The following is a 23,315-nucleotide window of genomic DNA, read 5'->3' as shown; positions in this document are numbered from 1 at the left end:
CTCGGCTCTACAACATCACGTTATCGCGACTTGCTGGCGCGCAGCGCCTGGATCTTCGGCGGTGGCTGGAACGAGTCGCTGCGCGCATCGGCCCAGAACGCATGGAACACCGCATGGTCGGGCACCTTGTGCAGCAGTTCGCCTGGCTCCAGGTAGCGGTACAACGAGGCCAGCGAACGGATCTCCACCGGCGAGACACGGCGCAGGATGTGTTCCGGCCCAAGTTCAGCCGGGTCGTTCAGGCCAGCGGCACACAGCAGTTCCTTCAAGGCATGCAGCGTGTGCTCGTGGTAGCTGTAGACACGAGCAGCCTTGTCCGGTGCATCCAGATGCTTCCAGCGCGCGGGATCCTGGGTAGCGATCCCGGTCGGACACTTGTCGGTATGGCAGCTCAGCGACTGGATGCAGCCCAGCGCGAACATGAAGCCTCGGCCGGCATTGCACCAGTCGGCCCCCAACGCGATGGTCCGTGCGATGTCGAACGCACTGGTGATCTTGCCGGCCGCGCCGATGCGGATGCGCTCACGCAGGTCGAGGCCGACCAGGGTGTTGTGCACCAGCAGCAGTGCCTCATGCATCGGCACGCCGACATGATCGACGAACTCGGCCGGTGCCGCGCCGGTGCCGCCTTCGGCGCCATCCACCACGATGAAGTCCGGCAACAGGCCGGTTTCCTGCATCGCCTTGGCGATGCCGAACCATTCCCACGGGTGGCCGATGGCCAACTTGAAACCGACCGGCTTGCCACCGGACAGTTCGCGCAGGCGGGCCACGAACTGCAACAGTTCAACCGGCGTGGAGAACGCCGAATGGCGCGACGGCGACACGCAGTCAACGCCCATCGGCACGCCACGGGTCACCGAGATCTCGGCGGTCACTTTCGGTGCCGGCAGCACACCGCCGTGGCCCGGCTTGGCCCCCTGCGACAGCTTGATCTCGATCATCTTGACCTGATCGTGGGTAGCGTTGGCAACGAAGCGCTCCTCGCTGAAACCACCTTTCTCGTCACGGCAACCGAAGTACCCCGAGCCGATCTCCCACACCAGGTCGCCGCCCATTTCGCGGTGGTAGGGCGAAATCGATCCTTCGCCGGTGTCGTGGTAGAAGCCACCGCGGCGCGCGCCTTCGTTCAGTGCGCGGATCGCATTGGCTGACAGCGAGCCAAAGCTCATCGCCGAGATGTTGAACACGCTGGCCGAATAAGGCTTGGCGCAGTTCGGGCCGATCAGGACGCGGAAGTCATGCTTGGCAATCGTCGTCGGTGCCAGCGAATGGTTGATCCACTCGTAGTCCACCGCATAAGTGCTGCGCAGGGTGCCGAACGGCACCGTGTCCATCTCGTTCTTTGCGCGCTGGTAGATCAGCGCGCGCTGCTGGCGCGAGAACGGCACGTCTTCCAGGTCGCTCTGCACGAAGTACTGGCGGATCTCCGGACCGATCGACTCCAGCCCGTAACGGAAGTGCGCCATCACCGGATAATTGCGGCGCAACGTGCTGCGTTTCTGCAGCAGGTCCCAGGTCCCCAGCGCCACCATCGCGGCAGTCAGGCCGACGCCCCAGTACCAGGCTGGCCAGATCGTGGCCAGCCACAGGCATATCGGGAACATCAGGATGGCGAGCAGGTAGACGATATACCGGTGCATGGCGTTCCTCGGTTGCAACTGCCCCCGAGTCTACCGCGCCGTTCGCAGCCGGGGCTTACAAACGATCGTCAACCGCGTTGCGCGGCCAGGCCGATTTCACGTCGTAGACCAGGCCACCGGGCGCCAGCAGCGCCCGGATTGCGGATTCATCCATCGCCTTGAACCGGGCGTGGGCCACCGCCAGCACCACCGCGTCATAGCGCCCTGCCCCGGGCTCGGCCAGCCAGTCCAGGCCCTCGCCGGTCAATGCCGCCGGGCCGACCCACGGGTCGCTTACCTCGACCCTCGCACCGGCATCGCGCAAGCGCTGTGCCAGTTCCAACGCGCGACTGTTGCGCAGGTCCGGGCAATCCTCCTTGAAGGTCACGCCCAGGACCAGGATGCGTGCATCCGCCGGCGCACGGCCACGCTCGGCCAGCATCGCCAGCACCCGAGCCGCTACGTGCTCGCCGACGCGGTTATTGACCTGTCGCGCGGTGTGGATCAGGTCCGGGTGGTAACCCACGCTCTCGGACTTGTGCAGCAGGTAGTACGGATCGACGCCGATGCAGTGACCACCGACCAGGCCCGGGCGGAACGGCAGGAAGTTCCACTTGCTGCCGGCGGCATCCAGCACGTCCTGGGTGTCGATGCCGAGCCGGTCGAAGATCAGGGCCAGCTCGTTGACCAGCGCGATGTTGACGTCACGCTGGATGTTCTCGACCACCTTGGCCGCTTCAGCCACGCGCATCGAAGGGGCCGGGAACGTACCGGCGGCAATGATGCGCTGGTACAGACCATCAATCACCGCAGCGACCTCCGGAGTCGATCCGGAGGTGATCTTGCGGATGTCGGCAAGGCGCCGCTGGCGGTCACCGGGGCTGACCCGTTCGGGGCTGTAGCCGCAGTAGAAGTCTTCGTTGAAGCGCAGGCCGGACCCTTGTTCCAGCAGCGGCACGCACACTTCCTCGGTGGTTCCGGGGTAGACCGTGGACTCGTAGATCACCAGATCTCCGGCGCGGAGATGGCTGGCAATCAGGCGCGTGGCCGAACGCAACGGCTCCAGATCGGGCTGTTCGTAGGCATCGATCGGGGTCGGCACGGTGACGATGTAGACATTGCAGGCATCAAGCAGTGCCGGATCGCTGCCGTACTGCAACAGGTGCGCACTGGCCAGCTCGTCGGCTTCCATTTCCAGTGTGTGGTCCTGGCCGCTGCGCAGCTCGGCGATGCGACCGGCGTCGATATCGAAGCCCAACGTCGGCCACTGCCGGCCAAACGCCACCGCCAACGGCAGGCCGACATAGCCCAGGCCGACCACCGCAAACCGAGGGTCACTGGCCGCCGCAACCGGCACACTCATCGGCACATCCCATGCAATCGATGCAATCGCACATACGCTGCCATGGCTTCGGCCAACACACTCATCTGCTGCACCACTCCGGAAAACCTGCGCCAGAAAGGCTACAGCCTACCGGCCCCGGCGCCCTGCCGCCAAGGCGGGCTCAGGACCCCAACGCCACCGCCGCCGGTTCCAGCTCACCGTCGGCACCGGTCCAGGCCTGCAGCAGGCGTTCAAATCCACCGCTGCCAAGCAGGAAGCCGGGCCAAGCGGCGTCGACGATCTGCGCCAATGGTTCTGGCTCGATGCGCCGCGTACCCATCGACCAGCGCGGAAATGCCCGCTGCACCACCGGAGCGCGGCACAGTACGTGCAGCTGCCCATGGCTGCGCGCGTTGAGGATGCGCTGGAACACCGAATCGATGCCGTCCTGCGGGCCTTCGAGATACTGCAGGAAACGGCTGCCATCGAACATCAGGACGCCGGTGACTCCAGCTACACGATTGAATGCCGTGGCATCGGCCAGCAGGCGGTCAAGATCGGTTGTCTGCAGATCGGCGCGGGCCTCGCTGGCATAGGCAATCGCGTGCAGCGACATCAGATGGCTCCCCCCCTGGGAACGATGGCAGGGACTATGACATGAATACGATCGGCAGTTAAGCACGCGACCGCCGTGATGCAAACAGGCCGAGGCACCGCAGGTGGGCTACAATCGGCGCCGCGCTGCTGGCCCGGATGGCGAAACTGGTAGACGCATCGGACTTAAAATCCGCCGGGGGCAACCCCATGCCGGTTCGATTCCGGCTCCGGGCACCATACGCACGCCGCGCAACCCACACTCAGATCGCCCGCGAGTAACGCGGTTGCTCGTGAGTGGCACGCAGGTACGGATCGAAGCACATCGCCAGCAACCGCAGCAGCGGTCGCCCCGGTTCGCTGGAACGCACCACACCATCGCGGTATTCGGCCAGGCCGTCTTCCTGAAGCCGCTGTACCGAATGCAGGTCCTCGGCAAAGTATTGTTCGAAATCCACGCCGTGGCGCTGACCCAGCTGCACGCCATCGACCTCGCCCTGGCACATCAACTGCTGGATCAGTTCCGCACGCAGCTGGTCGTCAGCGCTCAGCGCCACGCCGCGCCACACCGGCAGCTGCCCCTGGTCCACGGCATCCTCCCATGACGGCAGGTCGCGCGGATTCTGGCTGTAGGTGGCACCGATGTGGCTGATCGCACTCACGCCCAGGCCGAGCAGATCGGTATCGGCGTGGGTGGTATAGCCCATGAAATTGCGATGCAGCTGCCCGGCGCGTTGTGCGCGCGACAGATCTTCTTCCGGCAATGCGAAGTGATCCATGCCGATGTACTGGTAGCCGGCCCCAGAGAGCGTCTCCACCGCCAGACCCAGCAGCGCCAGTTTGTCCTCCGGCGAAGGCAAGCGGCTTTCGTCGATCTGCTTCTGCGCACGGAACAGATGCGGCAGATGCGCGTATCCGTACACCGCCAGGCGGTCCGGACGCAGCGCCAGCACCCTATCGAGGGTGCGGCCGAACCCCTCCAGGCTCTGCCCGGGCAGGCCGTAGATCAGGTCGACGTTGACCGAACGCATGCCGCTGTCGCGGCAGGCGCTCAGGATGTCCAGTGTCTGCTGCACGCCCTGGATGCGGTTGATCGATTCCTGCACCTGCGGGTCGAAATCCTGCACGCCCAGGCTGGCCCGGTTGAATCCCAGGCGCGCCAGCATGGCGACGTCGCGGGTGTCGATGAAGCGTGGATCGAGTTCGATCGAGAAATCGCGCTGCGGTGAATCGCTGAAATCGAAGCGCCGGCGCAGCCCTTCCACCAGCGTGGTCATCGCCTCGGCCTCGAGGAAATTCGGCGTGCCACCGCCCAGATGCAGCTGGATGACCTCACGGCCGTCCTCGAACTGCGGCGCCAGCAGGTCGGCCTCGGCCAGCACGCGCGACACATAGCTGTGGCCACGTCCGCGGTCGCGGGTGATCACCCGGTTGCAGCCACAGTAGAAGCAGGGGCTGGAACAGAACGGCACATGCACGTACAGCGACAGCGCGCGGGCCAGCTGGTTGCTGTCGGCGATCGCCTGGCGCAGCGCCGGCGCGCCGAAGCCATCGTGGAAATGGGGCGCGGTCGGATAGGAGGTGTAGCGCGGCCCGGGCCGGTCGTGCCGGCGCAGCAGATCGGGGTCGAAGGTCCAGGCCAGGCCACCGGCAGCGGGAGAGAACGTGTCCATGCCTCCAGCATCGCGCCAGGCGGCCTATGCCGCCTTGACCCAGATCAATGCTTGCCGGCGATCCCCAGTACCGGCAGGCCGACCTGCGGCCAGCGCAGCATCTGGTAGCGCTTCCAGAAGGTGTCACCGATCCGCGCAGCCACGTCGTTGGCCAGTTCCTGCATCGGCGGGTTGCCGCACTCGGCAGTGGTGACCCGGAACAGCACCAGCCAGCGATCGAACAGGTCCTTGTCCAGCTCGATGGCCATGTGCTTGGACATCGGCGAGCCCTTGAAGCGGCGAGTGCCACGCAGCATCGCCGACCAGAAGTCGACCAGCTGCGCCAGGTGCCCGGGCCAGTCGTGCACGTGCGCCTCGAACACCGGTCCCAGCCGCTCTTCCGCTCGCACGCGGGCATAGAAATCGTGGACCAGTCGGGTCACTTCCTGCTCGGTGCACAACCCGGGCGAGGCGACGGGGAGGACAGGCGGCTGTGTTGCGTTCATCGGGGCATCCAAAGCTTGCAGGCAGGCTGCCGCACCCAGGCGGCAGCGCCGTTGATCCAGATCAATGTCGGCGCAATCCGCTGCGCCTAGGCTGGCACGCTTGCAGGAAGCATGCCCTGCGGATACGGCGCCGATCCTGGCGAAGTATACGCGCCGCCCACTTTTCGATCGGGGACAGCATGAACAGACCTTTTCCCAACCGCCGCCAGCGGCTGATCCAGCACTGGGGCGCGATCCTCTGGCCCAGCTTCATCGCCGCCGGCGTTGCCAGCGTGGTGTTCTTCGCCTTCGTCGATCCATTGCGCCTGCAGGCCATCAGTTTCCCGGGCACGGCCATCAGCCGCGAACTGGGCTATACGGCAGGATTCTTCATGTTCTGGTCGGTCACTGCACTGTCCAGCGCGGTCACCTGGTACCTGCAGCGGCCCCTGCCGGGCGATGACGACGAGGAGCTGCCGCTGGGATGAGCACGTCCTGCACCCGGATCCCTCGTCCTTGGCACTGGCGCGGCACGCTCAGCGCCGCCTTGCTGGCGCTGTTCTACGCACTGCCGTGGCTGCGCTGGGAAGGACGCCAGGCGCTGCTGCTGGACATCAGCGCGCGGCGATTCGACCTGTTTGGCTGGACCTTGTGGCCCGGCGACGTCGGCGCGCTGATCGGCCTGCTGGCGGTACTGGTAGTAAGCCTCGCGCTGCTGACCCACCTCGCCGGCCGCGTCTGGTGCGGCTACGCCTGCCCGCAGACGCTGTGGCGCCGTGCCTTCGACTGGATCGCCCGCAGCGCGGCGCGGGTACTGCCCGCACCTGCGGCAGGCCCAGCCACCCAGCTGGCGTGGGTCCTGCTGTCAGTGTGGACCGGCATCACCTTCGTCGGCCTGTTCAGCCCGATCAGCGGATTGCTGGCCGCCGCGCCAAGCGCTGGCTGGAGCGGCTGGGAAACGTTCTGGGTGCTGTTCTACGCCGCCGCCACCTGGGGAAACGCCGGGTTCCTGCGTGAGCAGGTGTGCCGTTCGCTGTGCCCGTTCGCACGCATGCAGCCGCTGCTGACCGATCCGCATACGCCGCGCATGCTGTACGACGCCCGCCGCGGTGAGCCGCGCGGGCCACGCCCGTCCGGTCTCGGCGGGGTGCTGGGCCGTGGCCGCGGCCTGCTCGACCCGACCACTGCGCAGGACTACGTATTCCGCGCTGCGCATCCGCTGCTGGCAGGACCGATGCCGACCTTCAGCGCCGACCGCCTGGGTGACTGCACCGATTGCGCAGCCTGCGTCCGTGCCTGCCCGATGCAACTGGACATCCGCCAGGGACCGCAGGCCGATTGCCTGGCCTGTGGCGCCTGCCTGGAGGCCTGCGCACAACAACAGCTCCGGGCCGGTTTCGGTCCTGGGCTGGTGCGCTACTGCAGTCCGCAGGCGATGGCCGGACAACCGAAGCGCCTGTGGCGCCCCCGGACGTTGGCCCTGCTGTCCTTGTTGCTCGCGCTGCTTGCCTGCGGCGCCTGGCGCCTGCTGTGAATCAACGCGACGCGTTGGCGTGCGGCGGCACAAGCTGGGCGCGCCGGACGATGCCCAACTGTTCGATGATCAGCGCCATCTCGTTGGTGACTTCGGTACGCTCGGTCCCCTGTGGGACCAGGCGATCCAGCACCTGCTGGTAGGTATCCCAGAACGCCGGACCGCATCCGTGTTTGTGATAACTGGCTTCCAGTTCGCGGCGTACCCGTTCAGCCAAGCCATTCATGCCGTATTCCATACGACCTCCGTTGGACTTGTCCTGCATCGTTGACGGTCTACCGACTCACTTGTGTGCTACTGAAAGACTCCCAGGCTTCACGGCTGGTTGACTCCAATTAGTCACAGATTTCACGACAGGTCAATTACATGCAGCGACTTTCGTGATTGAAATTATTAATCGTTCACGAAACTACATACGGGGCCCTGGGGGTGCCGGATGGGGCGAAGCCGACAGGCGTCAGGAAGCACAGCACGACGTCCGCAGTAGGCGGCACTGATTATCAGCTTGGGATCGATTGAACTTGCCTATTTTGCTAAGTGTACTTAGCGCATCGGGCTAAGCAGGCTGGATGCGACAAAAGGCGGCGCAAATCAGATGGATTCGTCTGCCCGCGCTTCAGTTGTCGGAAAAAGGTTCGGGTAGCGCTGATGGAGGATGTACTGCCGCAATGGAGGAATGGGAAAGTCCCTCGGCCATTGCGACACTGCGGAACGGCTGATGCCAAAGAAGCGCGCCAGTTCCGCGTCGGTGCGGAATCCCAGCCGGGTTCGTACCTGCCGCTTGCTCCAGAATTCGGTCACGGTCGGTCCTTCTGTTAACCAGACTGATTCTTGCGGCAAGGCTTCTTCGCAATCCACGCGTTAAGCTGGCTTGCATAGATGAATACTCTCGGCCAACGACTCGCGGCAGCCATGAAGAAAGCCGGGCACCCACGCCCGGCCGATCTGGCACGCGCCGCCAAATCAACGACAGCAACCATCAGCAACTGGCTCAACGACCACGTGAGCGCCTCGCACGTAAAGGCCGAACAGCTGTTCCGCATCGCCGATGCGGCCAAGCTGGACGCACGCGAGCTGCTGTACGGGGTCAGCGGGCTTGGCGTCGGTGAGCCTGGCAATGCCTACATCCCCAGCCAGGCCCACCTGGATGTCTGGCAGGACGCCTACGAGCTGGTCAGCCATCTGGTGGCCGAGAACGGTCTGGAGATCGACCACCGGCGCCACGCGGCCTTGGATCTGCTCGCGTTTGAACTGCTGATGGACGGCTTCAGCCGCAGCAAGGTTGCCCGGGTTCTGACGACCTCGATGACGTAAATGCACCGCCGCTGGTAGCATGGGCCTCGATGGGGATGGGGCTCCCCCGATAACCGCCTGAGAAGGCTGATGGCTCCTGCCATGACGAACCCGGTGTTCGTCGACGGCGGGTCGTGCCTGCCCTCGGCGTTCGCCATTGACCCTGCGAACCCGTATTCGAGGCACCCCATGCACGCACTGAACGGCTATTTCCTGGTCTTCATCGGAGGCGGCATCGGTGCCTGCCTGCGCCACGCCTGCAATCTGCTCGGCGCGCGGGTAGTGGCCGGCAGTCCCTGGCCCTGGTCGACCTTCCTGATCAACATCAGCGGCGCGCTCCTGATGGGCGTCGTGGTCGAGGTCTTCGCGATGCGCAATGGCGCCTCGCCACAGCTGCGATTGTTGCTGGCCACCGGCATCCTTGGCGGCTACACCACGTTTTCCACCTATGCACTGGAGATCGGCCTGCTGCTGCAGCGCGGCCAGCATGGGCTGGCGGCCCTGTATGCCGGCGGCTCGGTGGCACTGGGCCTGGCCGGCCTGTTCGGCGGCATGAAGCTGGCCCGGCTGCTGCTGGGCTGAGCGCTCAGGCCGCGCTGGCCCGGGTCTGCCCGCGCCATTCCCGCGGCGACAGCCCGGTATGCGCCTTGAACGCGCGCGACAGCGCGGCTTCGCTGCCATAACCCACGTCGTCGGCAATCCGTTTCAGCGGGCGCCCCTGACGCAGTGCCTGCTGCGCCAGGCCCACCCGCCAACCCTGCAGGTACTGCCCGGGCGTGGTACCCATCGCCTCGCGGAAACTGGCAGCAAACACGCTGCGTGACATGCCGGCAACCTCGGCCAGGTCTTCCAGGGTCCAGGGCTGTGCGGGCGCCTCATGCATTGCTACCAGTGCCAGCCGCAGCCGTGGATGACCCAGCCCGGCAAACAGGCCACCACGCATCCCGCCCCCTTCCATCAGTTGACGCAGCACCTGGATCATCACTACCTCGAACAACCGGTTGACCATCACCGCACGTCCGCAGCGCTGCTCGAAGGCCTCCTCGAACAGCAGTTCCAGCGCTGCGTTGCCGCCATGGAGATCCGCCAGCGGCATGCAGATGAAATCGGGCAACGCGGCGCTGATCGGGTTGAGCCGACCGCCCTCGAAATGCAGGTTGGCGCAGGCCATGTCGGCGCCGTGCTGCGGATCAGTGCTGAAGCGATGCGGCATCGGTCGCGGGTACAGCAGCAGGCTGGGGACTTCGACCTGCACGGTCTGCCGGCCGTGGCTGACCTGCAACGGGCCGCGCCGCACCAGGTGCAGCTGCCCGGCCTCATTCTCCCCCTCCAGCATGTTGATACCGCACAGCGCACCGGCATGGAACACCGAGGCAGTGACCGCAAAGCGTTCAAGCAGAATGGCGAGACGGTCGACCATGACGGGACCCTGGGTAAAGTAGAAAGAGATCAAGGCGACACATCGTATCGGAATCCTCCCGTAGCGGACGTGATCGACTCGGGGAGCGCCCCCCCCGCCCTTCCTGCGGCAGTGCAGCGCGCGCAGGCTGCTGGCGGGGTCTAAGCTGACGCCATTCCCGGATGGAATGCCCGTGATGTGTCACTTGCTACGATGTGCCCTCACCCTCGCCCTGCTATTCCCCGCGACACAGGTGATGGCCGCACCCGCTGCATCACCGCGCACGTTCAGTGGCCAGTTGCAGAGGGCCCCGTGGCGCCTGGACGTGCCGGCTGACTGGAACGGTGACCTGGTGATGCTGGCGCACGGCTACGAGCCGGTAGGCATGCCACGTGCTACGCCAATGGCTGCCAATGACGGCACCGCGCCACTGCTGGCTGCAGGCTACGCCGTCGCGCAGAGCGCCTATGCCAGCCAGGGCTGGGCGGTGGCCGATGCGATCACCGACATGGAACGCCTGCGCCGGCATGCAGTGGCCGAACTCAAGCATGTGCGCCATATCTGGATGCTGGGATTTTCGATGGGCGGCGCCGTGACCCTCGCCAGCCTCGAGCGGTTCCCGCAACACTACGCCGGTGGTGTGTCGCTATGCGGCGCCAATCTCAGTGGCGAACAGATCGCGAGTGATCTGCTGACCACGCTGGTCGCTTTCGATTACTTCTTTGCCAAGGCCGAAGGCCTGCCGGGTGCGGGACTGCTCTCACCCGAAGCGGCTGCGCTGCCACAGGGCGAACTGTACCAAGGCATCTCCAATGCGCTGCAACGCAGCCCGTCACATGCCGCGTTGCTGGCACAGCGGCTGCAGGTGTCCGCTGATGCACTGGCCGGCACGATCAGCCTGCATGCACTGGTCCTGCACGAACTGGCCACGCGTAGTGGCGGCATGCCGGTGGGCAACAGAGGCGTGGCTTACAGCGGCTTCGGTGACGACATGGCGTTCAATGCCGGCGTGCAACGTGTCGATGCCGTGCCTGCCGCGCAGGCCGCTGTCCGCAGGGAGCTGGCATTGAGCGGTGCGTTGAGGCGACCGCTGGTGATCCAGTTCAACAACAACGACCCGACGATCGTGCCGCGCATGCAGACAGTGTATCCGCAGACGGCCGCACGGGCCGGCGCCCGTCCGCTGCCACAGGTGCTGCCGCCCGTTGGCGAAGGCCATTGTGGCTTCTCCGGAGCGCAGATCATCGAGGCGTTGAAGGCCGCGCAGCGTTGAACAATCGCGGCCCGCGCGCAGCTCAGCCGCCCAGCGTGCCCATCGTGAAGGTGTAGCCCGAGCTCATCAGGAATTCGCGCATGCGCATTTCCGCGCGCCGTGGTGAGGCCAGGTTGGCCGGCGCGTACAGGGCATACACCAGGCCCGACCCTTCAATATGCTCGCGGCGCACCCCGCAGCGGGCGGTTTCCGAGGCGATGACCCATCCGTCCTTCAGCCGATCAGGGCCAATGGATTGCCCGTTCTTCAAGCGGAAGGTCAACCAGCGCACATCTGCCGTGACTTTGCTCATTTCCGTTTCGCTCCGTGGCTGGAACGACGCGTGATGTCTGTGCTCGCCATTGCGGCTCCCTGAGACGTGGAACTCGACCATAGCGCCTTTCCATGTCGTTGCCGGCTGAGACTGGCGATCGGGACGTGGCGGACTGCTGCAAGTGAAGCAGCGCGGCGTCGGAAATGGCGGCGGCAGGGAGCATCCTGCCGGCGCAGTTCACAGGCAGGGAACCCGACTCACGCAGCGCGGTCGCTGCCCTGGTTCAAGGCGTGCAGCGCATCGGCCAGCGCCTGGATTTCGGCACGCAGGGCCAGCCGCTGCAACCACCGCCCGGGGATTCCGCGCGCGCCATGGAATGCGCCCGCCAGCTGCCCGGCGATGGCGGCCGTGGTGTCGGCATCCTCACCAAGGTTGGCCGCCTCGAGTACGACGGCTTCAAAGGTGTCGTGGCGATCAAAGCACCAGAGTGCTGCTTCCAGACTGTCAACAACATAACCATTGCCACGGATCTGCTCACGCGCGGCACCGCGGTAGCCGCCCGCCGCGATCTGCTGCAGCCGCGCGCTCTTGACGGGGACATTGCTGAGATCCAGCACCCCGTCGCGGGTGCTCCCTGCCAACGCCCGCTCCAGCGCGACCGCCAGCAAGCGGCACGCCTCCAGGCACTCCTGCGCAGCGTGCGTCGTCCGCGAACTCAGCTCGGCCATGGCCTGCAGATCGGGAGTCCCGGCGTAGCGCAATGCTACCGGCGCCAAACGCATGATCGAGCCATTGCCAGCACTGCGTGGGTCGTCACTCCCCGCCAGCGGATGGCCGTCCTGCAGGAACCGGTCGATCGCAGCTCGCGTTGCCATACCGATATCGAAGCACTCGCCGGTCGCACTCCAGTAACCGTGCCGGTACCAGTTGGCGTAGCGGTTCATCTGATCGCGGGGGTCGAAGGTGTCGCAGCGCGCCAGGCTCTCGGCCAGGCACATCGCCAAGGAAGTATCGTCAGTCCATTGCCCCGGCTGCAGGTGGAACGGCCCACCACCCACCATGTCGGTAATCGGGGTGAAGCTGCCACGGGGCTTGAATTCCAGCGTGGTACCGACGGCATCGCCGCACGCGAGGCCGAGCAAAGCCCCGCGGAAATGATCAATCTGGTTCATCACGCGAGTGTAGCGCCACCGCATCCGCCATGACTGACCGCCAGGTCGGGTGGCGATCGCGCGAGCGGGGAATCGATTGCAGCCAAACAAAAAAGCCCTGACCGGAGTCAGGGCTTTTCAATTGGAGGCCTCAAGCGGAATCGAACCGCTGTAAACGGATTTGCAATCCGGTGCATAGCCACTCTGCCATGAGGCCAACGTACTTCACGCCAGGAACGCAGCCCTGACAAGACAAAACCCCAAGATGGGGCCTGTCGGAACATGGAGCGGGAAACGAGACTCGAACTCGCGACCTCAACCTTGGCAAGGTTGCGCTCTACCAACTGAGCTATTCCCGCGTAAGCCGACATGCTACCGGAAATCCGGAAAACACACCAGCGATTTCACCTTTCTGACTGCGCGTAAAGCCTTGTGGCCCAACGTGCCCCGCCTTGCCGTGGCGGGAGAAAAACAAGGCCCCTACCGGGGCCCTGTAGAATCTGGAGCGGGAAACGAGACTCGAACTCGCGACCTCAACCTTGGCAAGGTTGCGCTCTACCAACTGAGCTATTCCCGCAGATTCCGTTCGACCTGCGTCGAAGGAGCGCCATTGTGTCCAAATTCCTTCACGCCGTCAACAGTCTTCACATCATGCGGTCACGGGCGTCCGCGCTGGGGTACGCTGCCCCGCCCAAGCACGGACACCGCCGATGCCGAGACGCTACGTCCGCCTGTTCTGGTTGCTGGTCGCGCTGACCTGGCTGGCGCTGATCGCCGCGCTGGTCAATGCCGGTTTCACCCCGGACTACTGGCTGCTGCACCGACTGGAAGGCGCTGAGCTGCCCTACCCGACCAGCACCGTCATCCTGTTCGCGCTGCTGGGAACGGTTGAGCTGGTGGTGGCCGCGTTGATCGTGCGGCCTTGGAAACTGAAACGCCTGTGGCTGCGTCTGCTGATCGCCTTTGCCCTGCTGCTGGTGTGGTCGGTACCGTGGATGCTGTCGGCGATGCACCAGCCGCCGGTACAAGGCATGCACCTGCTGTGGTTGCTGCTGCTGGACGTGGGATTGCTGCTGGCGCTGTGCGGGGTGTCGGCGGTGAGCGCGTGGCGGGCGTTCAGGCGTCCGCCACCACGCTAGGCCTATTTCCGGAACTCCACCCGCACGTGCTGGCCGAAGCGCGCCTTGGCCTCGCCATCGAACTCCAGCACACACTCCACCACGTTGGCCACGCCACGCCCTGCATCTTCAGGCAGGCGTGCCTGCGCGAACACAGGGCTGATGCGTACCACGCGTGCGGTCGGCAGCGTGCCGGTGTTCTCGGCACCATCACTGTCCGGTACCACCGCCGCTTTCATGCCTACCTGCACCGCATCGGCGTAGGCGGCGCTCAGTTCGGCGCGCACCTGCAGCGGGCGCGCCGGCAGCAACGAGATCGCCGGCTTGCCCGCCTGCACGAAGGCACCGACGCCCGGCACCTGGCCGACCACGGTGCCGGCTTCCGGCGCGCTCAACGACATCTGCTGCAGTTTCAGCTTCGCGTGCTCCAGCTTGTGCTGCGCCATGTCGACCTGCGCACCGGCCACGTCGACATCGGCGCGCACGCCGGCCAGCTGCTGTTTGGCTGCATCGGCCTGCTGGTTCGAGGACACGCCTTCGCTGGCGCCCGTGGACAGGCGAGTGGCGTTGCGCTCCAGTTCGCGCAGCTGCGCCTGGCTGCCCTTCAGGCGGTCATTGGCCAAGGCCAGATCGGCGCTGGCCATCGCCACCTCCTGCTGCAGCAGGGCACCATCCAGCGACAACAACAGCTGCCCCTTCTTCACCGTGGCGCCTTCCTTCACCGGTGCGGCGATGATCGAGCCATCCACCGACGGTGCCAGCGCGATCAGGCCACCTTCGACGTCAATGATGCCCCGCGCCACGGCGACCTTGCCGGCGGCGGCAGTACCCTCCTTGCCTGAGGGGGCCGATGCAGCGGTGGGCGCTTCCCTGGAACAGGCGCCGAGCAGCAGTGCCGCGGACAGGGCCAGGCTGAGGGGAAGCAGATGCGACGTCTTGGTCATGGGGCGGACTCTACGGTTTCGTTCTGGCGGCGGTCATCACGGACCATGCCGTCTTCCATGGCGATCACCCGATCGGCATGCCGGATCAGGCGCGGATCGTGGCTCACGCACAGCACGGTGGCGCCATGCGCACGTGCGTAGCGATGCAGGATGTCGATCACGCGCTGACCGTTCTCGGCGTCCAGCGCGCTGGTGGGTTCGTCTGCGAAGATCAACGTCGGCGACTTGGCGAACGCGCGGGCGACAGCGACGCGCTGTTTCTCGCCACCGGACAGCTGCGCCGGGCGCATGTGGCTGCGGTGGCTGAGGCCGACTTCTTCCAGAGCCATGCGAGCCAGCGGCTCGCTTTCGCGATTGCGCATGCCGCGGTAGCCCAGTGGCAGCTGTACCTGCTCCAACGCAGTCAGTGCCGGGAACAGGTTGAAGCCCTGGAACACGAAGCCGACATGGTGCAGGCGGAAACGCTCCACTTCACTGCGGGTCATGTGGCCCACGTCCTGGCCCAGCGCGTGCACGCGACCGCCATCGGGCGCGGACAGGCCGGACAGCAGCGACAGCAGCGTGCTCTTGCCGCAGCCGGACGGGCCGGATACCAGGGTCAGCTCGCCGGGATAGATGTCCAGCGACAGGCCACGCAGCACCGGCACCTGCACATCACCGGACATGAAGCCTTTTTCCAATGCGTCGGCCTGCAGGGTCGGGGCGACGGTGCGTGCGGAAGTCATCGGCCGGTCCTCAACGCAGCAGCAACGATGGATCGGAGCGGACGACACTGCGCACCGCCATGATGCTGGAGAGCATGGCCATCACCGCCACCAGCGCCACGCAGCCGAGGATCACCATCGGCGTCAGCTGCACCGGTACGCGCTGGGTCTGCGCGATCAACAGCACCACCGTGCTGAACGCCGCCGCCAGCAGCATGCCCACGCCACCGATCAGCAATGCCTGCTCGAACACCACCCGCGCCAGCGCGTAGCGACCGGCACCGAGCGCATTGAGCGTGGCGTACTCGCGCACCGAACCTGCCACTACCGAGGCGAACGACTGGTTGGTGATCACCGCGCCGACGAAGCAGACGATGACGGCCATGAACAGCACCGCGATGCCGGCGCCGGTGTCGAACAGCCAGTATTGCTGCGAGCGGCTGGCGAACGCCGGCGCGGTCCAGAACTCGACCGGTGTGGCCTGGCCCATCGACGCGGCCAGGCGGTCACGCACGCGGTCGGCCAGGTCCGGCGAGCGCAGGCCCGCCACGAAATAGGTGCTTCCCGCGTGTGGGTCGGTGCCGGCGATGGCGCGCGCGGTGTCCAGCGAGGCCAGTACGTTGACACCACCAAGGCCCCGCAGGCCCGGTTGTGCAGCGACCACGCGCACCGCCTTGCCATTGATCCAGGCACGGTTGTTCTGCAGGTCCACGCCCAGCGTATCCAGATCGGCGCTGTCGACGATCACCGCACCCGGCTCGCGAAGCTGCGCGCGCAGGTTCGCAGGGAGGATGCGCGCGAACATCATCCCGTCGTCCCGGGTGGAGATGCCGGACAGGTACACCGACACATTGCCGGTGCCCTGCGCGCCGGACCGCCATTCGCCGTCGACCCACTCGTAGGGTTCGACGCGGGTGACATCCGGGTCCATGCGCAGGTGGCTTTCGACGTCGGCGCTGATCGCATGGCCGTAGTTGACGCTCTGGGTGCCGCGGAAACCGGCCCAGATATCGGCCGAGGATGCCTTCACGTAGATCGCAGCGGTACCGAAGATGCCCAGCACCAGTGCCGCCTGCACGATCAGCAGCACGCCGGCGAAACACATCGCCAGCACCACCGGCAGGAACCGGCGCCACTCATAGGCCAGGGTCTTGCGGGCCAGCGCGATCATTGCTGTCCGCCCTCAGCCTCGACCGGCAGCGGTGCACCGCCGAGGGCGCGGTACAGCGACGCGAAGGCCAGCACGCGCGCCCCCTGAGCACCGATCAGGTCGGCCTGCGAGGCCAATGCGGCACGCTGCGTATCCAGCCCATCGAACTCGCTGGACAGGCCCAGCTGTACCTGCCGCGCCTGGCGTTTGACCTGCTGCCCGGCGGCATCGTTGGCCGCGCGCAGCGACTGGATGCTGCTGTCCTGCCGCGCCAGGCTGCCCAGTGCAGCTTCCACTTCGCTCACGCCTTCCAGCACGGCCTTGCGGTAGCCGAGTAATGCGGCGTCCAGTTGCTTCTCATCGGCATGGAAGCGCGCGCGACGCTGGCCCCAGTCCCACAGCGGAATATCGATGTACGGGCCGATCGACGGACTGGAGTCGGAATTGGAGCGGGCGTTCTGGGTGAGGTTGTACGCGTACAGGATGGAGCCGCCAAGGCTGACCCGTGGATACATCGCTGCGCGCGCCGAACCCTTGCTGGCCGCGGCCTGCATCACCTCCGATTCGGCCAGCAGGATCTGCGGGCGGTGGCGCAGCAGATCCGCAGGGACCTGCTGCAGTGAGAATGCACCGAGCTTCGGCGGCGCGCGGTATGCACGCCAGGCGGGATCCGGCCCGTCACGCCCCAGCAGCAGCGCCAGCGCGCGGGCCGCGTTGTCCGCGTTTTCGCGGGCCTGCGCCGTCGCTGCTCGGGTCGCGGCCCGGCGCGCACGCAGGCGTTCCAGCTCGCCCGGCTCATCCAGGCGCAAGCGCAGGCGAACCAGTGCCAGTTGTTCGCCGCGATCATCCACGGCCTGCTGCCGGGCCAGCAGATCCTGCTGGGCCTGGGCCACGGTCAGGTCCAGATAACTGCGCACTACGTCGGCAATCACCGCCACCTGTGCGGCATTGCGCAGCGCCTCGGCATTGCCGGCCGAGGCCTGCGCGCTCAACTGCGCGCTCTCGGCGGCACCGAACAGGCCCAGGTCCCAGATCGCTTCGATACCGGCATGGAAATAAGTGTCGACCGCAGCAGCATCCTGCACCTGCTTGGCGCTGGCGGTGATTTCCGGCAGAAAGCGCGCGTTGGAGGCGTCGGCGACGATGCGCACCGCCTGCAGGCGCAACGTGGCCTGCTGCAGATCAAGATTGCCGGCGATGGCCTGGTCGACCAGGCCGTCCAGCGCCGGGTCGGCCAGCACCTTCCACCACTGCCTGGCATCCACCGCTACGCCCTTGCCCTGCGGCACCTGGGTCCAGGTGCTGGGTGTGCGATCAGGCAGGTCCGGAGCCGGCACCGACATGCAACCTGCAAGCGCCAGGCTGGTCAGCAGCGCGCCCGGGCGCAGCACTGCCTGCAGGGAGAGTCCGCGCCCGGTCCTGGGCACTGCCACTGAAGTGATACGCCTGACCACCAGCCCGCCAACGTGTAGAAGGAGCATGAAGGCTACCGTGCGATTGTGGAGCGAACATGGAGAATTGGTCCGAAAACGGTCACCACACGCGTGCGGTTCAGGCAACGCTGCCCCAGTCTTTCACTGCGCTTTCAACGCGTTCCCGGTACAGAACACTGGATGCTTTTCACGGCGCATTGCACATTGCGACGTCTCCCCGGCTCGACGTACCACACGCGTGAACTTCCCCGCCGCTGGCAGCCAATCGCTTCGATCACGGCGGTGGCTGTCGGTGCATCGTGATCGCGCTGACCGCTCCACCGGCCTCGAACGCTTGCTGGCGACCCATGGGCGCATCCGGCCCGACAAACGAAAAACGCCCCCTTCCGGGAGCGTTCTTCTTGAACGCTGGAGCGGGAAACGAGACTCGAACTCGCGACCTCAACCTTGGCAAGGTTGCGCTCTACCAACTGAGCTATTCCCGCAGATTTCGTTCGACCTGCGTCGAAGGAGCGCTATTGTGTCGGCATTGCTGCACGGCGTCAACAGGAATTTTCACGAGAAGTGAGGGGGTGGCGTTCAGGCGCCCCTGCCTGCTCCCTTCACGTGCGCAGCCCGCGGCGATGGAAGTAGACCTGTTCGGCAATGCGGCGCATGACCGCTGTATGCAGCAGTACTTCGAGCGGCCAATCGGCCTGCAGATGATCCATCGCCCAGCGCAGCACGCGCTTGCCATGGAACGCCGGGGCGACCTGACGCGCCACCCGTTCCGCTTCTGGCCCTTGCCCACGCAGATGGCGGGCAATCGCCTCACCGACCGCCCAGCCGTGCCGCCACGAAGAGTGGATGCCCCCGGCGGACAGCGGCGAGACGATGCCCGCAGCGTCGCCGGTCAGGATCAGGCGCTGGCCGGTGATCGGCCCGTCCGGCCGGCCGCAGGGCACCAGGCCGGCGCGGGTGGCCGAGGGGCGCGCCGAAGGCGGAATGTTGACCACACCGCGCACGTGGTCGAGGAAGCCGTCGATATCCGGCGGCCGCACCTGTTGCGGGTCATGACGCAGCGCTAATCCCACCTGCAGGCCGGTCGGATTCTGCGCGACCCAGCCGATGTAACCCGGCGCGTAGCGCTTGCTGACGAAGCAATGCAGCGCGTCGCCCTGCGCGACCTGCAGGCCGGCGAACTCACGTTCGACGCCGTAGAGGTTGTCACGTACCTGGCCGAGGCCGGTGCGCCGGGCCACGCGTGAGCGCGCGCCATCGGCGCCAACCAGGTAGGCGCAGCTCCCTGCCCCTTCCACCTGCCAGCCGTCACCGCGGCGATGGGCGTCGGTGAAGGACTGCTGCAGGCGCAGGTCGACACCGTTCGCATGCAGTTCGCTGGCCAGCCAGCGCATCAGGTTCGGCGTATCGGTGGTGAGGAAGTAATAGCCCGGTGCGGCCAGCAACACGCTGCGCAGGTTCGGCGCATACAGACGCACGTTGGCAACGCGCTTCACGAGGTGCTCGGGCATGCGTCCCAGCCAGGTCTGCTCCATCGCCTCTTTCACCACGATGCCGGTGGTGCGCAGGCGCTCGCCGGGATCGGCCTTGCGTTCCAGCACGCAGACGCGCAGACCGTACTGGGCGGCAGCCAATGCGCAGGCGGCACCGGCGAAACTGGCGCCGACGATGACCACATCGTGATCGTGGGCGGAGGGAGTGTGAGGCATTGCGGCATCGCCGTGGAGAGTCGGAGATGCAGCGTCGAACTGCCGCGTGATGAGCCGAAGGAGTGGCGGTGAAGTGGGGATGAAGCTGAGAAAGGCCGTGATTGGCAGGCCTATTTCAGACAAGTTGCATGGACGGAAGCGAAACCGCATCCGATAGTCCATCGCCATCCAACGAGTCGGTTCCGGTACAAACTCAAGGGCTGGTCAACCAAGCATGAGAAACATTACCGATCCATTGATGATCCAAGCCGAGGATTCGTCAAAGCACCCAAATCTTTCGTCCAGATCCATGCAGAAAGCGAGGAGAGCAATGAACACTACGGCCCAGATGAGCAGACTGGACAAGAAAGTGCGCAGATGGGTCAAGCAATGGCCAGATATGCCCATAAATCGGGAGCTATTCCTGACAGAACCATCCAGCGTCATTTCCGACTACCTCGATGATAAAGCCGATCACTTCACACTGAGCCAAGCGTCATTGGATTTATCCATCTGGCACACAATCAACTACGAGAAGGATCTCCTTTCGGGCATTTCGAGTTCAGAGCACCTCTGCTTGGCGTCCCTATACAGTGGCCAATCCCTTGCGCTTGCCAGGACCCTAATCGCTGAGGGGTTAAATATCTCCATACTCCCCAACGACGCATCTCTATCCCTTGGACTTGCCGCCGCGGCTAACCAGAAGGACGAATTTACTGCCAGGCATGAAATTCTGATCGAAGGACTCACTTCACCCTTGCTTGACTTCTCTACCTCAACCAATCCAAAAAATGAAAAAGGCGAGCTATTCTCACACCTTTGGTTCATGATGAAGCTCCATCTGAAAACCATGAACGTGGAACTAGATGTGTCCAACATTTCGCACCCTGCCCATCTACTTCCTTATGAGCGCGCATTAGAAAACTGGGATACACGCGATGAAAAAATCGTCCAAAGCCTGATTTCTGAAATGGCTGAATTCCACATATCCAACACCACCCCCATCACACCCGACGACATTGCAGAATTTGACTACGAATACACCATGCTTTTCCCCTATGAAATAATTACATTCCTGCAGATCCGAACATGGAACGGACTAGTCAATCCCGAGAAATTTGATCACCCTCTGATGAGTCACCCGCTCTCCCTTCATCAAACGGCGACTCATGCTCAGCTCCCGGAGAGCTTCCGCAGCGCTGTCCTTAAGTTCAACTGCAGGCGCGAGCATCAAGCTGTTTGATGCTAGGAGCATCTGAAATTCGGGTGACTACCGACGGCAGGGCTTCCCACGCCGAAGCACTGCTGCCAGGCCCGCTCGGGGTCAGGCCACCACAGTGCGAAGCAGATCCGCTTAGACCAGGATCTTCACGCGGTCGTCTGTGATTGGATAGATCCATTTGGTGTTGATCCTGGCCTCAAGTACTCAATCGGCCAGTAATCAAGAAAGTTGCACTGAGCGACACGGGCGCTGGGTGGCTCTGCGATTGTCGATGCCAACCATGAACTGCGCGCCGCGAAACGCGCAAACGAAAAACGCCCCCTTGCGGGAGTGTTTTTCTTGAATCTGGAGCGGGAAACGAGACTCGAACTCGCGACCTCAACCTTGGCAAGGTTGCGCTCTACCAACTGAGCTATTCCCTCCGGCGCGCGCCAATCTTCGCCGGATGACTGGCACTGCTCCAAAGGCTGACGGACCCTTCCTCGTCGCCCATAAATGTTCGGTCACATTGGATTCGAAACATGGGCGTTTGCTGCGTCTTTTCGGACTATTTGCATGGACCCATTCCGCTCAGCATAGCAACGTACAACAAGCCATTCGGAATGAGTACACTGTCAAGAGGCTGAGCAGATGCTTATTCAGAGTTTCGAGACAGACGAGTTTATCGAGCGGCAGAACGATTAGTTTGCAGGGAGTGATTCCGGTTCGCTTTAGGAAGAATGAAATGACTACGCTTGATGACATTGCCAAGGACCTTGGCGATACATTCCCATATCGTAAGGTATGTCTTTCACCCGATGATGTACCTAAAGATGTCGCACTGCCCAGGAGCTGGGAGAACTTTGGACTCAGGCCGCACGTCGCCCCGTTCTTTCCTGATGGCTGGCGCTCATTCTCCAATGAGTTCCCATCCACAATTGCACTATTCAAGGACTGCCTGCTGGGCACAGCACTGCTACTAGGTGATGAAACTGAATTGGCGTACATCTTTCATGACGGAAACGGCCTCTACTACTACCTAGGTGGAAGGCCCGTCGAAGGTGCAGCCACAGAGACCTTTGAGTTCAAGCATCTGCCCAGCAGACTGCAGGACTTCTATCGCGAAGTGCACGACGGTTACACCTTCTTTCCTGCGCGCTCCATGGGCCCGCAACGCCTTGGCGACCAGTCACGGGTCTCCTAACTGGTCGATGAGGCAGACGATTCTTTTGTGGCAGGTTGGATCACCGTATTCTCGAACGGCAGCGGAGACTATGTCGCAGTGAACGCCGACAGCCATGATGATTCGGATGGTTTGATTTGGTGGCATGAGCATCCTGCAACTCCAGAATTCGCCATTGATGTCTTCAGAGTGATGGACGCATGGATGGGAGTTTTCCTGGCGGACACCAAGCCTCGCGCGCAACTGCTTGGCAAGCCCTGCTAGCTGCTCGCCCGCCTCGCCCCTTCTCCGTTGATAGCGGACTGGCCTGAGACCAAGTCAGGCGCGCGGTGATGGTCGACCGGCCTGACGACAAGCGTTGATGCCCCATCCCCTCACACAAACGTCGAGCAACTCTCAGACCCCGGCCGCAATCGGCTCAACACGCTTCGGTGGCCCACAACGAAAAACGCTCCCTTGCGGGAGCGTCATTCTTGAATCTGGAGCGGGAAACGAGACTCGAACTCGCGACCTCAACCTTGGCAAGGTTGCGCTCTACCAACTGAGCTATTCCCGCTTGGGAGGCGAAATTTTACCTATTCCAAGGATGCCGTCAAGCGCTTTTTTCAGGGTCTGCGAGGTGCCCGGCGTCGCGTATCCGCGCCATGCGTGAATACGCGCATCGATGGGCTCAGTTGCCCAGCTTCTTCTGCCGCGCACGCTCGCGCGCAGCGCGCTCGTCATCGCGCAGGCTCGGCCAGGCGGCGTGCAGGTACTGCAGGCCCGACCACAGGGTCAGCACCGCGGCAATGGCCAGGGTCCAGTCGCCGATATGGAACACCGGCCAGCCCATCCAGATGTCTTCCACCGGCACGTTGGGGGCCACCGAATACAGCAGGCACAACAGCGCGACCATCTGCGCGGTGGTCTTGACCTTGCCGATCATCGCCACGCGCACCTTGGCGCGCTGGCCCAGCTCGGCCATCCACTCGCGCAGCGCCGATACTGCAATCTCACGGCCGACGATGACCGCCGCCCAGAACGCCATCCACGGCGTCGGATGGCCCTGCACGATCAGGAACAGCGCCACTGCCACCATCAGCTTGTCCGCGACCGGATCGAGGAACGCCCCGAAGGCCGACTCCAGCTGGTAACGGCGTGCAATCCAGCCATCGAGCCAGTCGGTGATCGCGGCCAGGCCGAAGATCGCCGCCGAAGCGAAGTTGGTCCAGGTATAGGGCAGGTAGAACACCAGCACCAGCACCGGGATCATCACGATCCGCAACAACGTCAGCCAGGTGGGCAGGGTCAACTTCATGCTTGCGTGCTTCTCTC

General features: G+C 64.4%; 25 protein-coding genes, 6 tRNA genes and 1 riboswitch. Of the genes, 10 read left to right on the top strand and 21 right to left on the bottom strand.

Annotation, left to right across the window (positions count from 1 at the left end):
- Positions 1-20 precede the first annotated feature (20 nt).
- The 3 genes from R5H29_RS17815 to R5H29_RS17805 form a co-directional block, all read right to left on the bottom strand.
- A complete protein-coding gene (locus tag R5H29_RS17815) occupies positions 21-1,643 on the bottom strand; it encodes an FMN-binding glutamate synthase family protein (RefSeq protein WP_021204397.1) in 1,623 nt (540 codons plus the stop codon).
- A 55-nt stretch (positions 1,644-1,698) separates the two neighbouring features.
- A complete protein-coding gene (locus tag R5H29_RS17810) occupies positions 1,699-2,985 on the bottom strand; it encodes a nucleotide sugar dehydrogenase (RefSeq protein WP_332329559.1) in 1,287 nt (428 codons plus the stop codon).
- 142 nt (positions 2,986-3,127) lie between these two features.
- Positions 3,128-3,562 carry a BLUF domain-containing protein gene (locus tag R5H29_RS17805; protein ID WP_019658901.1) on the bottom strand — a complete coding sequence of 145 codons (435 nt, stop codon included), beginning with the start codon at positions 3,560-3,562 and terminating at the stop codon, positions 3,128-3,130.
- Positions 3,563-3,693: 131 nt separating this feature from the next.
- Between R5H29_RS17805 and R5H29_RS17800 the strand changes: the two genes are divergently transcribed.
- Positions 3,694-3,780: transfer RNA gene (locus R5H29_RS17800), tRNA-Leu, on the top strand.
- 23 nt (positions 3,781-3,803) lie between these two features.
- On the opposite strand, the gene hemN is transcribed toward R5H29_RS17800, so the two are convergent.
- Both hemN and R5H29_RS17790 read right to left on the bottom strand, forming a co-directional pair.
- Complete coding sequence (hemN, locus tag R5H29_RS17795; RefSeq protein ID WP_332329558.1) at positions 3,804-5,213, bottom strand: oxygen-independent coproporphyrinogen III oxidase; 1,410 nt, start codon at positions 5,211-5,213, stop codon at positions 3,804-3,806.
- 44 nt (positions 5,214-5,257) lie between these two features.
- On the bottom strand, positions 5,258-5,698 hold the full coding sequence (locus tag R5H29_RS17790; protein ID WP_227843938.1) for a group III truncated hemoglobin: 441 nt from the start codon (positions 5,696-5,698) through the stop codon (positions 5,258-5,260).
- A 179-nt stretch (positions 5,699-5,877) separates the two neighbouring features.
- On the opposite strand from R5H29_RS17790, the gene R5H29_RS17785 reads away from it, so the two are divergent.
- Positions 5,878-6,165 (top strand): hypothetical protein, encoded by a 288-nt coding sequence (locus R5H29_RS17785; protein ID WP_019658969.1) that lies wholly within the window; start codon positions 5,878-5,880, stop codon positions 6,163-6,165.
- Positions 6,162-7,211: a 4Fe-4S dicluster domain-containing protein gene (locus R5H29_RS17780; RefSeq protein WP_332329557.1), complete on the top strand. Its 1,050-nt coding sequence runs from the start codon at positions 6,162-6,164 to the stop codon at positions 7,209-7,211. The genes R5H29_RS17785 and R5H29_RS17780 overlap by 4 nt, the downstream gene beginning before the upstream one ends.
- 1 nt (position 7,212) lies before the next feature.
- Here the strand turns inward: R5H29_RS17780 and R5H29_RS17775 are convergent, their stop codons facing one another.
- Positions 7,213-7,449 carry a hypothetical protein gene (locus tag R5H29_RS17775; protein ID WP_019658971.1) on the bottom strand — a complete coding sequence of 79 codons (237 nt, stop codon included), beginning with the start codon at positions 7,447-7,449 and terminating at the stop codon, positions 7,213-7,215.
- 353 nt (positions 7,450-7,802) lie between these two features.
- A complete protein-coding gene (locus R5H29_RS17770; protein ID WP_019658972.1) occupies positions 7,803-8,012 on the bottom strand; it encodes a hypothetical protein in 210 nt (69 codons plus the stop codon).
- Between the two features lie 111 nt (positions 8,013-8,123).
- Between R5H29_RS17770 and R5H29_RS17765 the strand changes: the two genes are divergently transcribed.
- Positions 8,124-8,525, top strand: a complete 402-nt coding sequence (locus tag R5H29_RS17765; RefSeq protein WP_019658973.1) for an XRE family transcriptional regulator — start codon at positions 8,124-8,126, stop codon at positions 8,523-8,525.
- Positions 8,526-8,547: 22 nt separating this feature from the next.
- Positions 8,548-8,611: riboswitch (Fluoride riboswitch) on the top strand.
- Between the two features lie 82 nt (positions 8,612-8,693).
- Positions 8,694-9,086, top strand: coding sequence for a fluoride efflux transporter CrcB (gene crcB / locus R5H29_RS17760; protein ID WP_021204393.1), 393 nt, complete (start codon positions 8,694-8,696; stop codon positions 9,084-9,086).
- Between the two features lie 4 nt (positions 9,087-9,090).
- Here the strand turns inward: crcB and R5H29_RS17755 are convergent, their stop codons facing one another.
- Complete coding sequence (locus tag R5H29_RS17755) at positions 9,091-9,924, bottom strand: AraC family transcriptional regulator (RefSeq protein WP_332329556.1); 834 nt, start codon at positions 9,922-9,924, stop codon at positions 9,091-9,093.
- Between the two features lie 175 nt (positions 9,925-10,099).
- On the opposite strand from R5H29_RS17755, the gene R5H29_RS17750 reads away from it, so the two are divergent.
- Positions 10,100-11,176, top strand: a complete 1,077-nt coding sequence (locus tag R5H29_RS17750) for a hypothetical protein (protein WP_332329555.1) — start codon at positions 10,100-10,102, stop codon at positions 11,174-11,176.
- Between the two features lie 22 nt (positions 11,177-11,198).
- On the opposite strand, the gene R5H29_RS17745 is transcribed toward R5H29_RS17750, so the two are convergent.
- The 5 genes from R5H29_RS17745 to R5H29_RS17725 all read right to left on the bottom strand — a co-directional run bounded on the left by R5H29_RS17745 (position 11,199) and on the right by R5H29_RS17725 (position 13,157).
- On the bottom strand, positions 11,199-11,468 hold the full coding sequence (locus tag R5H29_RS17745) for a hypothetical protein (protein WP_005415995.1): 270 nt from the start codon (positions 11,466-11,468) through the stop codon (positions 11,199-11,201).
- A 218-nt stretch (positions 11,469-11,686) separates the two neighbouring features.
- On the bottom strand, positions 11,687-12,601 hold the full coding sequence (locus R5H29_RS17740; protein ID WP_332329554.1) for an ADP-ribosylglycohydrolase family protein: 915 nt from the start codon (positions 12,599-12,601) through the stop codon (positions 11,687-11,689).
- A gap of 122 nt (positions 12,602-12,723) precedes the next feature.
- Positions 12,724-12,797, bottom strand: a tRNA-Cys gene (locus tag R5H29_RS17735).
- Between the two features lie 66 nt (positions 12,798-12,863).
- Positions 12,864-12,939 (bottom strand) — tRNA-Gly (locus R5H29_RS17730).
- Between the two features lie 142 nt (positions 12,940-13,081).
- A tRNA-Gly gene (locus R5H29_RS17725) sits at positions 13,082-13,157 on the bottom strand.
- A 133-nt stretch (positions 13,158-13,290) separates the two neighbouring features.
- Between R5H29_RS17725 and R5H29_RS17720 the strand changes: the two genes are divergently transcribed.
- The gene (locus R5H29_RS17720) at positions 13,291-13,719 is read left to right on the top strand and encodes a hypothetical protein (protein WP_021202080.1); all 429 of its coding nucleotides are present in this window, start codon (positions 13,291-13,293) and stop codon (positions 13,717-13,719) included.
- A gap of 2 nt (positions 13,720-13,721) precedes the next feature.
- Here R5H29_RS17720 and R5H29_RS17715 read toward each other — a convergent pair whose 3' ends face one another.
- The 6 genes from R5H29_RS17715 to R5H29_RS17690 all read right to left on the bottom strand — a co-directional run bounded on the left by R5H29_RS17715 (position 13,722) and on the right by R5H29_RS17690 (position 19,638).
- A complete protein-coding gene (locus R5H29_RS17715) occupies positions 13,722-14,642 on the bottom strand; it encodes an HlyD family efflux transporter periplasmic adaptor subunit (protein WP_332329553.1) in 921 nt (306 codons plus the stop codon).
- Positions 14,639-15,367: an ABC transporter ATP-binding protein gene (locus R5H29_RS17710; protein WP_332329552.1), complete on the bottom strand. Its 729-nt coding sequence runs from the start codon at positions 15,365-15,367 to the stop codon at positions 14,639-14,641. The genes R5H29_RS17715 and R5H29_RS17710 overlap by 4 nt, the downstream gene beginning before the upstream one ends.
- A gap of 10 nt (positions 15,368-15,377) precedes the next feature.
- The gene (locus R5H29_RS17705) at positions 15,378-16,517 is read right to left on the bottom strand and encodes an ABC transporter permease (RefSeq protein WP_332329551.1); all 1,140 of its coding nucleotides are present in this window, start codon (positions 16,515-16,517) and stop codon (positions 15,378-15,380) included.
- The gene (locus R5H29_RS17700; RefSeq protein WP_332329550.1) at positions 16,514-17,977 is read right to left on the bottom strand and encodes an efflux transporter outer membrane subunit; all 1,464 of its coding nucleotides are present in this window, start codon (positions 17,975-17,977) and stop codon (positions 16,514-16,516) included. The genes R5H29_RS17705 and R5H29_RS17700 overlap by 4 nt, the downstream gene beginning before the upstream one ends.
- A gap of 361 nt (positions 17,978-18,338) precedes the next feature.
- A tRNA-Gly gene (locus R5H29_RS17695) sits at positions 18,339-18,414 on the bottom strand.
- 117 nt (positions 18,415-18,531) lie between these two features.
- Positions 18,532-19,638 (bottom strand): NAD(P)/FAD-dependent oxidoreductase, encoded by a 1,107-nt coding sequence (locus R5H29_RS17690; RefSeq protein WP_332329549.1) that lies wholly within the window; start codon positions 19,636-19,638, stop codon positions 18,532-18,534.
- A 310-nt stretch (positions 19,639-19,948) separates the two neighbouring features.
- Between R5H29_RS17690 and R5H29_RS17685 the strand changes: the two genes are divergently transcribed.
- From R5H29_RS17685 to R5H29_RS17675, 3 genes are all read left to right on the top strand, one after another.
- Positions 19,949-20,860, top strand: coding sequence for a hypothetical protein (locus R5H29_RS17685; protein ID WP_332329548.1), 912 nt, complete (start codon positions 19,949-19,951; stop codon positions 20,858-20,860).
- A gap of 703 nt (positions 20,861-21,563) precedes the next feature.
- A complete protein-coding gene (locus R5H29_RS17680; protein WP_332329547.1) occupies positions 21,564-22,022 on the top strand; it encodes a hypothetical protein in 459 nt (152 codons plus the stop codon).
- A 27-nt stretch (positions 22,023-22,049) separates the two neighbouring features.
- Positions 22,050-22,265 carry a hypothetical protein gene (locus R5H29_RS17675; protein ID WP_332329546.1) on the top strand — a complete coding sequence of 72 codons (216 nt, stop codon included), beginning with the start codon at positions 22,050-22,052 and terminating at the stop codon, positions 22,263-22,265.
- Between the two features lie 216 nt (positions 22,266-22,481).
- Here the strand turns inward: R5H29_RS17675 and R5H29_RS17670 are convergent.
- Both R5H29_RS17670 and pgsA read right to left on the bottom strand, forming a co-directional pair.
- A tRNA-Gly gene (locus R5H29_RS17670) sits at positions 22,482-22,557 on the bottom strand.
- A 114-nt stretch (positions 22,558-22,671) separates the two neighbouring features.
- Positions 22,672-23,298, bottom strand: a complete 627-nt coding sequence (pgsA, locus tag R5H29_RS17665) for a CDP-diacylglycerol--glycerol-3-phosphate 3-phosphatidyltransferase (RefSeq protein ID WP_012510614.1) — start codon at positions 23,296-23,298, stop codon at positions 22,672-22,674.
- Positions 23,299-23,315: the final 17 nt, after the last annotated feature.

Origin of the sequence: Stenotrophomonas sp. A3_2, assembly GCF_036624925.1 — a bacterium.
Lineage (GTDB): Bacteria > Pseudomonadota > Gammaproteobacteria > Xanthomonadales > Xanthomonadaceae > Stenotrophomonas > Stenotrophomonas hibiscicola.
Note: the sequence above shows the minus strand (reverse complement) of the source record. Positions and strands in the feature narration are given on the sequence as shown.